The 13,264-nt window shown below is 69.5% G+C and carries 11 protein-coding genes; 2 read left to right on the top strand and 9 right to left on the bottom strand.

Annotation, left to right across the window (positions count from 1 at the left end):
* Positions 1–85: 85 nt before the first annotated feature.
* From ACP2AD_RS01550 to ACP2AD_RS01530, 5 genes are all read right to left on the bottom strand, one after another.
* The gene (locus ACP2AD_RS01550; protein WP_425228316.1) at positions 86–3,253 is read right to left on the bottom strand and encodes a bifunctional cytochrome P450/NADPH--P450 reductase; all 3,168 of its coding nucleotides are present in this window, start codon (positions 3,251–3,253) and stop codon (positions 86–88) included.
* 95 nt (positions 3,254–3,348) lie between these two features.
* Positions 3,349–4,890 (bottom strand): DHA2 family efflux MFS transporter permease subunit, encoded by a 1,542-nt coding sequence (locus tag ACP2AD_RS01545; protein ID WP_425228315.1) that lies wholly within the window; start codon positions 4,888–4,890, stop codon positions 3,349–3,351.
* Positions 4,891–5,053: 163 nt separating this feature from the next.
* Positions 5,054–6,244 (bottom strand): efflux RND transporter periplasmic adaptor subunit, encoded by a 1,191-nt coding sequence (locus ACP2AD_RS01540; protein WP_425228314.1) that lies wholly within the window; start codon positions 6,242–6,244, stop codon positions 5,054–5,056.
* Positions 6,241–7,665: an efflux transporter outer membrane subunit gene (locus ACP2AD_RS01535; protein ID WP_425228313.1), complete on the bottom strand. Its 1,425-nt coding sequence runs from the start codon at positions 7,663–7,665 to the stop codon at positions 6,241–6,243. The genes ACP2AD_RS01540 and ACP2AD_RS01535 overlap by 4 nt, the downstream gene beginning before the upstream one ends.
* Entirely contained in the window at positions 7,662–8,117 is a 456-nt protein-coding gene (locus tag ACP2AD_RS01530; RefSeq protein WP_425228312.1) for a MarR family winged helix-turn-helix transcriptional regulator, read from the bottom strand. The genes ACP2AD_RS01535 and ACP2AD_RS01530 overlap by 4 nt, the downstream gene beginning before the upstream one ends.
* A 141-nt stretch (positions 8,118–8,258) precedes the next feature.
* Here ACP2AD_RS01530 and ACP2AD_RS01525 point away from each other — a divergent pair, with 141 nt between their 5' ends.
* The gene (locus ACP2AD_RS01525) at positions 8,259–8,582 is read left to right on the top strand and encodes a PilZ domain-containing protein (protein WP_425228311.1); all 324 of its coding nucleotides are present in this window, start codon (positions 8,259–8,261) and stop codon (positions 8,580–8,582) included.
* Here ACP2AD_RS01525 and ACP2AD_RS01520 read toward each other — a convergent pair.
* Genes ACP2AD_RS01520 through glnE form a run of 3 tightly spaced genes read right to left on the bottom strand, consistent with a single transcriptional unit; the run spans position 8,579 to position 12,181 of the window.
* Positions 8,579–9,088, bottom strand: coding sequence for a hypothetical protein (locus tag ACP2AD_RS01520; RefSeq protein ID WP_425228310.1), 510 nt, complete (start codon positions 9,086–9,088; stop codon positions 8,579–8,581). The genes ACP2AD_RS01525 and ACP2AD_RS01520 overlap by 4 nt on opposite strands.
* Positions 9,088–9,537: a peroxiredoxin gene (locus tag ACP2AD_RS01515; protein WP_425228309.1), complete on the bottom strand. Its 450-nt coding sequence runs from the start codon at positions 9,535–9,537 to the stop codon at positions 9,088–9,090. Before ACP2AD_RS01515 ends, ACP2AD_RS01520 begins: the two co-directional genes overlap by 1 nt.
* Entirely contained in the window at positions 9,521–12,181 is a 2,661-nt protein-coding gene (glnE, locus tag ACP2AD_RS01510; protein WP_425228308.1) for a bifunctional [glutamate--ammonia ligase]-adenylyl-L-tyrosine phosphorylase/[glutamate--ammonia-ligase] adenylyltransferase, read from the bottom strand. The genes ACP2AD_RS01515 and glnE overlap by 17 nt, the downstream gene beginning before the upstream one ends.
* A gap of 114 nt (positions 12,182–12,295) precedes the next feature.
* Between glnE and ACP2AD_RS01505 the strand changes: the two genes are divergently transcribed.
* Positions 12,296–12,418, top strand: coding sequence for a hypothetical protein (locus ACP2AD_RS01505; RefSeq protein ID WP_425228307.1), 123 nt, complete (start codon positions 12,296–12,298; stop codon positions 12,416–12,418).
* Positions 12,419–12,574: 156 nt separating this feature from the next.
* Here ACP2AD_RS01505 and ACP2AD_RS01500 read toward each other — a convergent pair whose 3' ends face one another.
* Entirely contained in the window at positions 12,575–13,249 is a 675-nt protein-coding gene (locus tag ACP2AD_RS01500; protein WP_425228306.1) for a sigma-70 family RNA polymerase sigma factor, read from the bottom strand.
* Between the last annotated feature and the right edge of the window lie 15 nt (positions 13,250–13,264).

Here is a 13,264-nt window from a genome sequence, read left to right as displayed (position 1 = left end):
GCGATGATCTATGTTGGACGGGAGAACGCCGCAGGGCAATGAGTCGTTGCGAAACGGCGTGCGTCGAAGGGACGCTCGCAAGCGCCTACTTGCCGAACCCGAACACATCCTGATGAAAGCGGCCCTCCTCGATCAGTGCCGCCAGCCATGCCGACCCCTGCGCATGCTCGCCGCCGACCTGCTGCATCCAGATACGAATCAGCGTGTCGCGCACCGCTGGCGCCATGTAACGACCGTCGCCGCACAGAAACACCTGCGCGCCTGCTTCCATCGCCCGCCAGAACGCCTCCTGCTCCGCCCAGAGCGCGTCCTGAACGAAACGCCAAGGGTGGGACGGCACCGCTGAAAAGGCGACGTGGAGGTCGATCAGCCCGGTGTCACGCCACCGCTCCATCTCGTCACGGCAGAACCAGTCGTGATCGGGATGGCGGCAGCCGAAGAACAACAGGCTCTTTGCCGCGCCCTCTTGCCGCTGGCGGTGCTGGAGGAAGCCGCGCAACGGCGCAAAACCGGTGCCGGGCCCGATCAGGACAGTCGGCACGCTCGCCTCCTCGGGCGGCGCGAACGGCGGGTTGGGACGACGGACATAGCCGAACAGCTCCGCGCCGGGATCGACACCGGCCATATAGGTGGACGCGAATCCGCGATGCTCGCCCAGCCCCGACCAAGCGGGCGCCTGCGTCGTGCCGACGAGCAGGTCGACGGTATCGGGCGAGACGAGCGGCGACGAGGCGATCGAGTAGAAGCGCGGCGCGATCGGCGCGGACAGCTCGACGAAGCGATCGAGCGGCAGGTCGGCGGCAGGGAACCGATCGAGCAGATCGATCAGCGTCAGCCGCCTGGCCGCGACCTCCTCACCGTATTGGTCCGCGAGCGCGGCAAGCTGGCGCTGTGTGTCGGGACAGCGGGTCTGCACCACCTCGAACGCGCGGCGCGGCAGCGGATCGCTCAGTTCGACAAAATCGGCGAGAAGCTGGCGGACGGTGACCGTCTCGCCCGCGGGCAGATGGCGAAAGCGCGAGCCCTGCCCGTCGACCCGCACCTGGGTCGCGCCGTCGATATCAAGACGGGCGAGGACGCGCTCGACCAGCTCCGGACGATTATGCGCATAGACGGCGATATGGTCGCCGGTGCGGTAGCTCTGGCCGTCGGGCAGCTTCAGCCGGATGAAGCGGGTCGATGGGCGCGGCGGCTCCTCGGCAAAGTCCCACAACCCGTCGGCGGGGCGGACGAGTTCGTCGTTGGCGATCACCGTCAGTCGCTGAGCATGTTCCGGCAGTACCGCAGCGCGGGTGGCGGCGGTGTCGACCGGCATCAGCGTCAGTCCAACCGCGGACGCCGCGCTGGGCTCGGCCGCGCCCAGCGCGCGCCACAGGTCGCGGACGAAGGCTGCCACGGCGCCGTCGAAATCGCCCTGCCCGTCCGCCTCGGCCCGCGGCACCAGCCGCCCTGCCCCGGTCGCCGCAATCGCGGCGTCGATGCGCTTGGGGAAGTTCTGGTAATTTGGCCATTGCGAGTTGCCCACGCCCAGCACCGCGAACGTCGCGCCCGACCAGTCGGCGCCGTCGAACTGCCCCGCGTCGATCGCGCGCTCCACCGCCAGCGCGGTGTCGGGAGCACGACCGTTATAGGTGGCGGTGACGACGACGATCACCTTGTCCTCAGGCTCGGCTCCCGACCGCAGCGACTCGTCCATCGCGCGGACGGTGACGTCAAAACCGTCGACGCGGGCGCGCTCGGCGATCTCCTCGGCAATGTCGCGCGCGGTGCCGAGCGACGAGCCGTAGAGCACAGCGAAGCGCTTTCCCGTCCCCTCCACGGCGGCGACCGGCGCATCGTCTGCGATGAGCGCGGGCGCGCCGACCTGCAGCCGCTCGTGCTCGCCCCGCACGCGCACCCGCATGGTGAAGTTGTCCGGCTTGATCGACAGCGTCTCCTTGACGGTCAGGCGGTAGCCGTGCGGATCGCTGATCGCGAAGCGGCGGAGCAGCAGCGCCATCGCGATCTTCGCCTCCACCATCGCGAACTGCCGCCCGATACAGGCGCGCTCGCCATTGCCGAACGGTTTGTAGGCGTGGGGATGGTGCGCGGCTTCGGCGTCGGGGAGCCAGCGGTCGATGCTGAACTCCTCCGGGTCCGCCCACGCCTTGGCGTTGCGGTGGAGGCCCGGTGAGAAGACGTTGACCGGGCGGTCCTTGCGGAACGTCCAGGCACCGACCTGCTCGTCCTCGAACGGCGCCAGGCTGAACGACGGCGCGGTCGGCCAAAGGCGCAGCGCCTCTTTCAGCACCCGCTCGATCACCTCCAGCCGCGCGACGTGCGCAAAATCCGGCGCGGTGTCGCCGGGCAGCACGCGGTCGACCTCGGCATAGGCCTGCGCCAGGATTGCCGGGTTACGGAGCATGTAGGTAAAGGCGAAGGTCAGCATCCCGGACGTCGTCTCGTGCCCGGCGATAAGAAAGGTCAGCACCTGATAGCGGATGTTGACGTCGTCCAGGCCGTCCCCCGTCTCCGGATCGACCGCGGTCAGCATCAGGTTGAGGAGGTCGCGCGCGCCGGGGTCGGGCTTGGCGCGGCGCTCGGCGATGATGCCGTCGACCTTCGCGTTCATCTCCGCGATCGCGGCGGCAAATCGCGCCTGCGCCTTTTTGGCAAAGGGCTTCTGGAACGGCATTCGGGTGATGGTGCTCATCGACTCGCTCAGGGCGTCACCCAGCGCGACGAGGAAGCTGTCGAGTTCGTCGCGCTCGAAGCTGTTGAAGCGCGTGCCGAACCCCGCGATCGCGATGCTGTCGAGCGTCAGGCGCGTCATGTCGTCGGCGACGTGAACGTCGGTCCCCGCCAGCCGCGTCCATTTCGCGACCAGCTGGTCGCAGACCTCGACGATCAGGTCGAAATAGCCGCGCATCGCGCGCTGGCTGAAGGCAGGGAGCAGGATGCGGTGCGCCTTGCCCCAGTTCGGCTCGTCGCTGAACGCGGTGAACAGGCCATCGCCGGCGAAGCGGCGGACGACGCGCAGGCCGGGACCCGGCATCTTGCGGAAGCGCGTCTCGTCGCTGAGCGCGGCGACGACGTCGGGGTCGGTGACGAAGATGCCGACGCGGCTCCCGAAATTGAGCTGGAACACGCCGCCGGGGAAGCCGCGCGCGACCGTTAGCAGATGGCCGACCAGCCCGGCGCGCGCGATCTGGTGGAGGTGGCCGACGATCGGCAGCCCCTTGGGCGCGGGAAAGCGATCGGCTGCGATGGCCATGACGGTATCCTCTCCTGCCGCCACCTGATCATAGCGGCAAGGGTCGCACAATCCCCCCTCTGGCGCTCGCCGGCCGATCCGGCGAGGGCAACCGGTCAATCCGCGGCGACAGGACCGCTCGATGCGGCTGGACGACGCGTCAGCCAGACAAGGCCGATCAACGCCGCGCACAGCACCGCCGACAGCCAGAACAGATCGGTGGAGGCGAGTAGATAGGCCTGGCCGGTGAGCTGACGCGTGATCGCGCCGACCGCCTGGGTGGCGCTCATGCCGGCTCGGCCGAGCGCGTCGGTCGCCATCTGCAACGGCACTCCGTGGCCGACCTGCTCGGCGATGCGGGTCTGATGCAGCGCCTCGCGCCGATCCCACATCGTCGTCACGATGGAGGCGGCGAACGAGCCGGCGACGATGCGGGTAAAGTTAGACAGGCCGGTCGCCGACGGCAGCCGCTCGGGCGGGATGCGGTCGAGGCAGATCGTCACCATCGCCAGGAAGAAGCAGCTCATGCCCACGCCCTGCACCAGCGCGGTGACGATCAGCGTATGCACATCGATCGCCGTCGTGAACTGCGACCGGAGGTAATAGGAGGTGAAAAAGGCAACAAACGCGACGGTGGCGAGGATGCGGACGTCGACCTTGCCCGACAGGCGCGCCACGAACGGGGTCAAGATCACCGCGACCAGCCCGCCCGGCGCCGCGACCAGCCCCGCCCAGCTGGCGGTGTAGCCCAGCTGGGTCTGGAGCCACAGCGGCAGGATCAGGATGTTGGCGAAGAACACCGCATAGCCGATTGCGAACGCGATGCCGCCGAGCGCGAAGTTGCGGCGGCGGAACAGCGTCAGGTCGACGGTGGGGTTGGCATCGGTCAGCTCCCAGATCACCCATGCGACAAAGGCGATCGCCGCCACGACGGCGAGCAGCACGACGTGCGGCGATGCGAACCAGTCGGCGTTCTTGCCGAGGTCGAGCATCACCTGAAGCGAGCCGACCCACATCACCAGCAGGATCAGCCCGACCGTGTCGATCGGCAGCTTTCGCGTCGGCGTCTCGCGATTCTTCAACCCGTTCCAGCAGACCGCCGTGCAGGCGAGGCCAAACGGCACGTTGATGAGAAAGATCCAGCTCCAGTGGAGATTGTCGGAGATGTAGCCGCCGAGCAGCGGCCCCATGATTGGCCCGACCAGCGTCGTCATCGACCAGATGCCCAGCGCCGCAGAGCGCCGCGAAGCGGGGAATATGGAGATCAGCAGCGCCTGGCTGCCCGGCATCATCGGACCGGACACCGCCCCCTGCATCACTCGAAAGGCGATCAGCGAGGAAAGGCTCCACGCAATCCCGCACAGGAACGACGCAACGGTGAACAGGAACACCGACGTACAGAACACCCGGACCACACCGAAGCGGCCCATCAGCCAGCCGGTGAGCGGCACGGCGATCCCCTGCGCCACGGCAAAGGCGGTGATGATCCAGGTCGATTCGTCCGAAGCGACGCCCAGATTACCGGCGATCGTCGGCAGCGAGACATTGGCGATGGTGGCGTCGAGCACCTGCATGAACGTACCGACGGCAAGCGCAAAGGCGATCAGGCCGAGCCGCCCGCCGGTCAGCGGAGCCTGTTCCGACGCGGCGGCGGCCATCAGCCGATCCTGGCCCAGTCCGCTGGGACGGCGGCGTTGGCAAAGCTAGTCACGGCGGCATCGCCACCAAGGTTTGGCTCGGGGAGAAGCCGCCTCCGCCACGCCTCGCGCGCGGCCCCCTCCCCCGCGGAGCGGCCAGGAAGGCATGGGTGCTCAGGCGTCACTAGCGGTTCGCCGCGACGATCTGCTGAATGCGCGCTTCGACCATTGGGTCGCGCTCGTCGGTTGCGGCGCCCTGATAAGCCTGCTGCGCCGGTGCGCCGAGGCGGGGACCGTTCAGGTCGGCGGTGCTGATCGTCGTCCTGACCGACAGCCCGACACGCAGGGGGTTGCGGCGCAGCTCGCCCGGATCGAGCGCGATACGGACCGGTACGCGCTGGACCACCTTGATCCAGTTGCCGCTGGCGTTCTGCGCCGGCAGCAGTGCGAAGGCCGAGCCGCTGCCCGCGCCGATGCCCTGGACCCGGCCGTGAAAGACGACATCACCCCCATAGATGTCGGCGTGGACGGTCACTGGCTGGCCGAGACGGATATCCTTCAGCTGCGTCTCGCGGAAATTTGCGTCGACCCAGACGCGATCGAGCGGCACCACCGCCATCAGCGGCTGGCCGGCGGCGACCTGCTGCCCGATCTGCACCTGGCGCTGCGCAACGACGCCGTCGATCGGGGCGGTCAGGCGCATATGGCCGCGCATGATCGCAGCACGGCGGTAGGCGGCGATCGCGGCCAGCACCTGCGGATTTGACCCGGTGTCCGTGCCCTCGACCGCAGCCCGGCTCTGGCCGCGCTGCGCGACCGCGGCGTTGAGCTGGGCGCGCGCGACCTTCACCTCGTCGGCGGCATGGGCCAGCTCTTCGCCGGAAATCGCCCCTTCCGCCGCCGCACCGCGGCGACGGCGATAGTCGTCGAGCGCGCGGGCAAGCTCCGCTCGAGCCAACGCGACCTGCGCATCGGTCGCGCCGACACCCGTGATCGCGCCGCGCGTGGTGCGCACCGCGCGCGCCAGATCGGCGGCGGCGGCGGCGAGCCCGACATCGGCGGTGGCCACGTCGAAGTCGATCAGCGACTGTCCGACGCGCACCGTCTGTGTGTTGTCGGCATGAATGGCGAGCACCACGCCCGGCTCGCGCGCGGTGACCGCCACCACGTCGCCCGCGACATAGGCGTCATCGGTCTCCTGTTCCGGCGGCGAGAAGAAAAAATGCATGATCGCCCAGACGATGACGGCGATCAGCACGATGGCGCCGAGGATCAGCAGCCAGCGGCGACGTCCGGACGGATTGCCGGTGGGCGGCGCGGCATGGTCCTCCGGCGGCGCGGCGGCGGGCTTTGGATCAGTGCGGGTATCGGTCATGGGCGTATGTCCTGCTTGGGCCCGGCGGCTATGGGGTCGCCGTCCCAGCCGCCGCCCAGCGCGAGCAGCAGCTGGACGCGCGACCTGGCCGCGTCGATGGCGAGATTGGCGAGCGCCAGGCGAGCGTCGAGCAGACGGACGTCGGTGTCGACCAGGCCCAGCTTTGAATCGAGCCCGGCGCGGACACGCACGCCGTTCAGCCGATCGGTTTCGGCAAGGTCGTGCGCCACTGCCGCGGCGTCCGCTCGCTGCTGCTGCAGATTGCCGCTCAGCGCCAGTGCATCGGCGGCTTCGCGCACTGCGCCGATCACGGCGGCATTATATTGCGCGGTGGTGAGGTCGACGCCCGCCGCGGCCCCTGTCAGGTCGGCGCGCAGGCGGCCGCCGTCGAACAGCGGCAGATGGATCGCGGGCCCGGCGCCGAGCTGCGCTGCATCGAGCGACAGGAGATTGCCGAGGCCGATCGCCTGCAATCCGATCAGCCCGCCCAGATTGACGTTCGGATAGAAAGCGCGCCGGGCAACCTGCCGCGCCGCCTCGGCCGCGTCGATGCGCGCCAGCGAAGCGGCGACGTCCGCGCGCCGTGCGAGCAGGTCGGCAGGCAGCGCCGCTGGCACCGGCAGAGCAGCATCGATGCGGAGCGCAGTCGGCCCGAGTTGCGCCGCATAATCCGGCCCCCGGCCCGCCAGCGCGGCCAGCGCATCAGCCGCCAGTGCCCGGCTGCCCTGCGCGCGGGTCAGCGCGCCGCGCGCCTGATCGAGCAAGGCGAGCGCCGCCTGCTCCTGAACATGGCTGGCGAGCTGGTTCCTGATCTGGATGCGAACGAGCCGCAGTGAGCCTTGGCGCGTGGCTATCGTCTCGCGTGCGATCGTCGCCTGCGCCTCGGCACGCGCCAGCTCCAGATAGGCCTGCGTAACCGATCCGGCGATCGCCAGCCGTGCCGCGGCGGCATCCAGCCCGGCGGCCAGCGCCGTCGCGCGCGCGCCCTCGACCACCGCGCGCTGCCGCCCGAACAGATCGAGGTTGTAGCCGAGGTTGATTCCGGCCGTACCAACCGTCCGCACCGTCCCGCGATAGGGCGGCGGGATAGTGTAACGGCCCGACAGCCGCGCCGCCTGCAGCTGCGCGTCAAGGCTGGCCTGCGGTGCCTCATCGGCGCGGCGGGCGGACAGCTGCGCGTCGGCCTGGGCGAGGCGGGCGAGCGCCTGATCAAGTGTCGGGCTGCCCGCCAGGGCGTCGGCGACGACCCGGTCAAGCTGGGGATCACCGAAACCGCGCCACCATGCTGCGTCGATCGCGGGCGCGGGCACGCCGGTTAGCCCAAGCGCGAGCGCGCTGGCCGGGCGCACCCGCTGGTGCGTCGTCGGTGGTGTGCAGGCGCCGAGAACACCTGCCAGGAGCAAGGCAGCCGCGCGCTTCATGCCGTCACCTTTTCCATCGTGCCGCGCAGCCGCTGCAGGGTCGCGATCGTGTGCGCGACATCAGCATCGGGCCAATCCGCAAGCCAATCGTTCCACGCCTCCAGCACCCTGGCACGGGTGCGGTGCGCGATCTGGCGGCCCTCTGGCGTCAGCTTCAGCGCAACGAGCCGCCGGTCGTCATGCTCACGATGCCGGGTCACCCAACCGCGCGCCTCCAGCACGTCGATCAGCCGAGTTGTCGCGCCCTTGTCGTAGCTGAGATCACGCGCCAACGCCGCCGAGGTCGTGCCGCGGTCGAAATAGATCGAAATCAGCGCGTGCCACTGGACGTAGCTGAGCCCCTCACGCGCGAAGACGGGCTCCAGTCCCGACTGGGCGAGCTGATGCACTCGCTTGCAGAGAAAACCGAGCGAGATGTCAGGCGTGAAATCAGCATCCGAATAGAAGCCCATGAAAGTTGCTTTGGCAACGATCGCTAGTTGGGTCAACAAAGTTTTTGTTTGCTACGGGATTCGGCCGAGAGTGACGTAAGCGTCAGCGATGGCGGACCGTCGCTTAACCAATCGTAGAAGCGTCGACGGTATGAACGCCTCATGGCGACCGACGTCTGGCAATCGGCCTCTGTCCACGCTGCTGCCGAGCGGCGGCGGGCGCGTCGTTCTCTGCTCGTCGGGCGCATCGGCATTGAAGCAGGAAGCGACGGGCCGATCGCGACGGTGCTCGATCTATCGATCTACGGCTGCAGACTGCAAATTCCGGGGTGGCACGACGAGGGCGACCGGTTATGGCTCCGGTTCGACGGCGGCTGGCCGATCGCGGCGACGGTGATGTGGAGCGACGGCGGTCGGATCGGGTGCCGTTTCGACGAGGCGATTTCGCGGGTGTTGATGCGCGAGCTGCATCGGACGCTGCTCTAGCCGTTCTGCCACTCCTTCAACGCAGCGGCATAGTTGCGCTCTGCATCGATGCGCGCCGCGTCGAGACGGCCGCGCTCGGCAAGCCAATCGGCGCGCAGGGTGCGGCGGCGTTCGTTCAGGGCGTCCTCTTCGGCCTGAAGCGCGCGATCGGCGACCCGATGCGCTTCTTCTGCTTTCGTCAGCGCCGCCTCGGCACCGTCGATCGCATCGCGGCCCGGCCGCGGCCCGGGCGCGCGCTTTGCCGCGCCCTTTGCCCTGGGTTTCTTCGCGGACGGCGCAGCGGCGGCGATCTGCTCTTCCGCGGTGCCGCGCAGCCGCCTGATCACCTCACCGGGGCAGGCGAGCGCTTGCGCGGTGAGCCGGGGATCGGTGATCACCTCCGCGATGCCGCGTGCGAACAGGTCGGCGTCGCTGCCCCAGGCCTTCAGCGCCGCCTTCTGGCTGGACGCCGCGACATAGGCGTCGTGGAAGCCGATCGGCGTGCGGTAGACCTTGAGCGCCGCCACTACAGCGCCTGCACCGCCGCCAGCACCTCGGCGGCGTGTCCGGGCACCTTTACCTTGCGCCATGCGCGGGCGACCCGACCGTCGGCGCCAAACAGGAAAGTGGCGCGCTCCAGGCCCAGATAGGTCCGGCCATAAAGCTGTTTCTCGCCCCAGACGCCAAACGCGTCGGACACGGCCCCGCTGTCGTCGCTGGCGAGGCGGACAGCAAGGCCATGCTTGGCGGCGAACTTGCCAAGCCTGGCGGGCGTATCCTTTGACAGGCCGATCACCTGCGCGCCGGCCGCGGCGAAGCCGGGGGCAAGCGCGGTGAAATCAAGCGCTTCGCGGGTGCAGCCGGGCGTATCGGCCTTGGGGTAGAAGTAGAGGATCGCGGGCGCGCCGGCGAGCGTGAGCAGCTTCAGCGGTATGCCATCGGCCAATGTCACGGTCAGATCAGGCAGCTTGTCCATGCGTCACCTCGTTCCAATAGCGCCGCACGTCCTGCCGCGTGGCGTCAAGGGCCGCAACCACGCCTTCCCAGTCCGCAAGACCGACCGCTTCGGCGACCAGCGCCGCGGTCACGGGCTCAGGCGGTTGCGCGTCGGGCGCGAGCAGCCGGAGCGTGACGAGCAGGCGAGTGAGCAGGTCGTGCGCGGACCGCAGGCTGGGCGGCGCCAACCCCGCTGCGGCGAGCGCGTCGATCGCAGCGCCAAGTTCAGGGTCGAGGCCCTGCCCCGTCGTCAGCTGCACGACATGCACTGCAAACTCCAGATCGACGAGGCCGCCCGGCAGCAGCTTCGCGTCGAGCGGCCCGCCGGGCGGCTTGTGCGCAGCCATGTCGTCGCGCATCTTGACCGCGTCGGCGACAATGGGCCGATGGGCGCGGCCGCCCCCCAGCACTGTGGCGATCACGGCCTCAATCGCAGCGCGAGCGCGGGGCGAGCCGTAAACCGGGCGGGCACGGGTCAATGCCATGTGCTCCCACGTCCAGGCATCCTCGCGCTGATAGCGGGCAAAGCTGTCTAGGCTGACCGCGAGCGGGCCGTGTGCACCCTGCGGGCGCAGGCGCGTATCGACCTGGTAGAGCGGGCCGGCGGCGGTGGCGACCGAGAGTGCGGCGGTAACACGCTGCGCCAACCGGTTGTAATATAAGGTCGCGCCGAGCGGTTTGGCGCCGTCTGAGGTTGCCGCGAAGTCGCCGGTGAAGAGGTAGATGAGGTCGAGGTCGGAGGCGTGGGTAAGCGCCGCACCCCCGAACCGCCCGAGCGCGATGATACAGAACTCGCTGTCGGGTACACGGCCGTGCACGGTTTCGAATTGCAGAACTGTGGCATTGACGAGCGCCTCGACGGCCGCTTCGGCGACGCGGGCATAGCCGGCCGCAACGGCCAGCGGGTCGGCGCGCCCGGCGACGATCTGCGCGCCCAGAGCGAACCTTTTCTCGCCCACGACCCGGCGGACGTGATCGAGACGCGCGCCATAATCGGGCGCGTCGCCGCCCGCCATCTCGGCCGCCAACTGCGCTACCGTCCCGATGCCATCAAAGGCGCTGGCGTCGACCAGCCCGTCGAGCAGCGCCGGGCGCCGGCCAAGCTCGTCCGCGAGCGGCGCAGCATGGCTAAGGATCTGGACCAGCAGCGTGAGCAGGCCCGGCCGGGCCTCCAGCAGCCGGAAGATGTTGACCGCGCTCGGCAGTCGTTCGAGCAGCACGTCGAACCGTAGCGTTGCGGCCCGTGGATCGGGCGCGGCGGTCAGGGCAGGCGCCAGCGTCGGCAGTACCGCCTCCAGCGCCGCCTGCGCCGCCGCGGAGCGGGTGGCGGGATAGGTGCCCCCACGCCACGTGGCGACGCGCTGCGCGCCGATCTCGCCGATCAATGCGGTGAGCGTCGCTGTATCGTGCGGCAGCGCGTCTCGGCCGCCGCCATCGAGCGCATCGTAGCGCCAGGCAACCGCATCGACCCGGGGCTGCAGCAGCGCCAGCAGCGCCGCCCCGTCCGCCAGACCATGCAGCCGGGCGACATTGTCCAGCGCGGCGCCGGCCGGCAGCGCGTGGGTCTGCCGATCGTCGACCATCTGCACGCGATGCTCGATCGTGCGGAGCAGCGTATAGGCATCGCTCAGAGCAGCGGCATCGGCTGCGTCGATCCGCTTTGCGGCGCCCAGCGCGGCGAGCGCATCGCGGGTCGCGGGCGCGCGCAGGGCGGGATCGCGGCCGCCATAAACGAGCTGGTGCAGCTGCGCGAAGAACTCGACCTCGCGGATGCCGCCGCGGCCGCGCTTGAGATCGAAACCGGGGCCGAACAGCTGCCCTCCGGCATAGTGGTCGCGGATGCGCCCGGTCAGCGCACGAATCTCGCCCACCGCACCAAAATCGAGCGAACGCCGCCAGACAAAGGGCTTGACCGCATCAAGGAAGCTGTTGCCGAGCGCCTTGTCGCCCGCCGCCGCCCGCGCCCGGATAAAAGCGGCGCGCTCCCAGGGCAGCGCCTGGCTCTCGTAATAGCCGATCGCGGCGTCGACCGGCAAAGCGATCGGCGTCACCTCCGGCGAGGGCCGCAGCCGCAGGTCGACGCGCAGAACATAGCCGTCGGCGTCGCGCGCCGAGAGCAGCTCGACGATGCGGCGGCCGATGCGCACTGCGGCGTCGCCCGGCTCCTCGCGCGGGCGGCAAGGCAGCGTCACGGGGTCGTAGAGGAAGATCGGGTCGATGTCGGAAGAGTAGTTGAGCTCACGGCTGCCCTGCTTGCCGAGCGCGATCACCGCAAATCCCTGCGGCGCGGCGTCGGAGGTGCGCTCGGCGATCGCCCCGGCGATCGCGACGTCGAGCGCCTGGTCGGCAAAGTCGGTGAGGAGGCCGGTGACCGCACTCAGGTCGAGCAGCCCCGCCAGGTCGCCGACCGCGACCGCGAGCGCGAGGGCGCGGCGCTGGCGGCGGAGACGCGCGGCGACGCCGGCGTCGGGCGCGATCGCGTCGAGGTCGAGGTGCAGCCGTCGTGCGGCGAGCCCCTCGGCGAGCGCGGGCTCGCGGCCGAGCAGCATCGCCAGGAAGGGCGAATGCGCCCGCGCTCGTTCCGCGGCGGCGGTAAGGTGCGGGCCTGCGAGCGTGACCTTCATGTCACGCGTGCGCCCTTTTCCGCCGCACTTCCGTCGTGCGGCGGGCAACCAAGACCGAAGCCGCCCGTTATCAACGGCATGTCCCCGCTGTCAGTCCCGGTCGGTTGCGATGCCGTGGAGGTTGTCCCCCGCCCCCGCGCCGCCGATGCGGTGGGCGCGGCGCTGCGCGGCGCGTTCGACCTGTCGCCGTTGCCCGACGAGATGCAGCGGTTGCTGCAGCGGTTGGACCGAGCTTGAAATCGACGCATTCGCTACCGGCTTAACCGTGTCTCTGCCGGAGCGGGAGGGGCGTTTTGCGTGCGATGGTCAATCCAGCCGCGGCGCGGCGGAAACCCGTATCATCGCACGCGTCAACGTCGTCGCCTGGGCTAGCATGCCTGCAGGTCGGCGCGGCTAATCCGTCTCGCGCGCGGTGCCCTGTCGCCCCCGGCTCAGCTGCTCGACATTGCCCATGATCGAGTCCAGGGCGGTGACACCCGGATCGACCTCGTGGTCGCGACGCGACGGCAGAACGCCCTCGCTCAGCAGCGCCTCCAGCGCAACGCGCCCGCGTGCGACGCGGCTCTTGATCGTGCCGACCGCGACCTGACAGATGTCGGCCGCCTCTTCGTAGGCAAAGCCGCCTGCGCCGACCAGGATCAGCGCCTCGCGCTGCGGCTGCGGCAGGTGCATCAGCGCGCGCTGCATGTCGCCGAGCTCGACGTGACGATCTTGGCTGGCGGGCGCGGCGAGGATGCGATCGGCGACGAGATCGTCCCACTCGCCCTTGAAACGCGAGCGGCGCATCTGCGAGAGATACAGATTGCGCAGGATGATGAAGGTCCAGGCACGCATGTTGGTGCCCGCCTGAAAGCGCAGCCGCGCCGCCCATGCCTTGAGCAGCGTTTCCTGCACAAGATCATCGGCAAGGTCGCGGCTGCCCGAAAGCGATCGCCCGAAGGCGCGCAGGTGCGGGATGACCTGCGCCAGCTGAACCTTGAAATCGTCATCGGACAGCGAGACGTGCGGGACCGGCTCCGCTTCGGGCGCGCCCTCTTCATCGTCGTCGTCGAGCAGCGCCTGGGTCACACGGGTCCGATCACG

Source organism: Sphingomonas sp. (genome assembly GCF_965248875.1).
GTDB lineage: Bacteria > Pseudomonadota > Alphaproteobacteria > Sphingomonadales > Sphingomonadaceae > Sphingomonas.
The sequence above is the reverse complement of the archived record's forward strand: the minus strand, read 5'-3'. Positions and strand labels throughout refer to the sequence as shown.

Excerpts from the sequence above, each read along its gene's own strand:
- ACP2AD_RS01550 (WP_425228316.1), bottom strand. The coding sequence starts at position 3,253 with ATGGCCATCGCAGCCGATCGCTTTCCCGCGCCCAAGGGGCTGCCGATC.
- ACP2AD_RS01545 (WP_425228315.1), bottom strand. The coding sequence starts at position 4,890 with ATGGCCGCCGCCGCGTCGGAACAGGCTCCGCTGACCGGCGGGCGGCTC.
- ACP2AD_RS01540 (WP_425228314.1), bottom strand. The coding sequence starts at position 6,244 with ATGACCGATACCCGCACTGATCCAAAGCCCGCCGCCGCGCCGCCGGAG.
- ACP2AD_RS01535 (WP_425228313.1), bottom strand. The coding sequence starts at position 7,665 with ATGAAGCGCGCGGCTGCCTTGCTCCTGGCAGGTGTTCTCGGCGCCTGC.
- ACP2AD_RS01530 (WP_425228312.1), bottom strand. The coding sequence starts at position 8,117 with ATGGGCTTCTATTCGGATGCTGATTTCACGCCTGACATCTCGCTCGGT.
- ACP2AD_RS01525 (WP_425228311.1), top strand. The coding sequence starts at position 8,259 with ATGGCGACCGACGTCTGGCAATCGGCCTCTGTCCACGCTGCTGCCGAG.
- ACP2AD_RS01515 (WP_425228309.1), bottom strand. The coding sequence starts at position 9,537 with ATGGACAAGCTGCCTGATCTGACCGTGACATTGGCCGATGGCATACCG.
- glnE (WP_425228308.1), bottom strand. The coding sequence starts at position 12,181 with ATGAAGGTCACGCTCGCAGGCCCGCACCTTACCGCCGCCGCGGAACGA.